This window comes from Promicromonospora kroppenstedtii DSM 19349, assembly GCF_000515355.1.
Lineage (GTDB): Bacteria > Actinomycetota > Actinomycetes > Actinomycetales > Cellulomonadaceae > Promicromonospora > Promicromonospora kroppenstedtii.
Genome location: NZ_KI911606.1, coordinates 22,169 through 23,183 on the forward strand (window position 1 = coordinate 22,169; position 1,015 = coordinate 23,183).

Consider the following 1,015-nt stretch of genomic DNA (forward strand, 5'->3'; position numbering starts at 1 on the left):
CCCGGCCCGGCGCCTGGCGGCAGGCCCGGTTCAGCCTCCGCGCCCACGACACGGCCGACGACGTCGCCGGCTGGCTCCGGCACGGCGACCGCTACCCGGTCCGCGCGGCGGACCAGGTCCGCACCTTCGTCAAGGGCCTGCGCTGATGGGGGCCGAGGTCGCCGCCGTCGTCGTCACGTACAACAGCGCCAGGCACATCGACGCCCTCCTGGACAGCCTGCCCGCGGCCTTCGGCGACGTCCCGTACACCACGGTGGTGGTCGACAACGGGTCCACGGACGAGACGCTCACGCTGCTGCGGCGCCGGGGCGACTGCAGCGTCGTCGAGAGCGTCAACGACGGCTACGGCGCGGGGATGAACAAGGCGGTGCGGTACGCACCGGAGGCGGCGGAGATCCTGGTGCTCAACCCGGACGTGGAGCTCGATCCCGACTCCGTTCCGCGCATGCTGCGCGTGCTGCGCCGGCCCGACGTCGGCATCGTGGTGCCGCGCACGCGGGAGGTGGACGGCAGCCTGTCCCCGACGCTGCGCCGCACGCCGACCGTCGCGCGCGCCGGCGGGCTGAGCTTCACCCGCCTGCCGGCCTTCGCCGAGCGGATCGAGGACCCGCGGGCGTACGCCACCGAGCACCCCGTGGACTGGGCCGTCGGCGCGATCTGGCTCGTGGCCCGCGAGTGCTTCGACGCCCTGGGCGGGTTCGACACGTCGTACTTCCTCTACTCCGAGGAGACCGACTTCGCGCTGCGTGCCCGCGACCGCGGCTGGCTCACGGTGTACGCGCCGGCTGCCGGGGGCATGCACGTGGGCGGCGGCTCGGGCACCAGCCACGAGACGCACACCATGATGATGGTCAACCGGGTGCGCCTCGTCCGGCGGCGACGCGGGGTGCGCGCGGCCTGGATGTACTACGGGATCACCCTGCTGGTGGAGCTGCGGCGGGGCCTGCTCGGGCACCGGGCCTCGTGGCCGACGCTGCGGGCCCTGGTCCGGCCGTCCCGGCGCCCGGTGGCGCTG

General features: G+C 74.8%; 1 protein-coding gene. It reads left to right on the top strand.

The genetic code is table 11. From position 1 onward, the window contains the following. Positions 1–145: 145 nt before the first annotated feature. Positions 146–1,015, top strand: an 870-nt coding sequence (locus PROKR_RS03675) for a glycosyltransferase family 2 protein (protein WP_036959594.1), incomplete at its 3' end; no start/stop codon positions are given.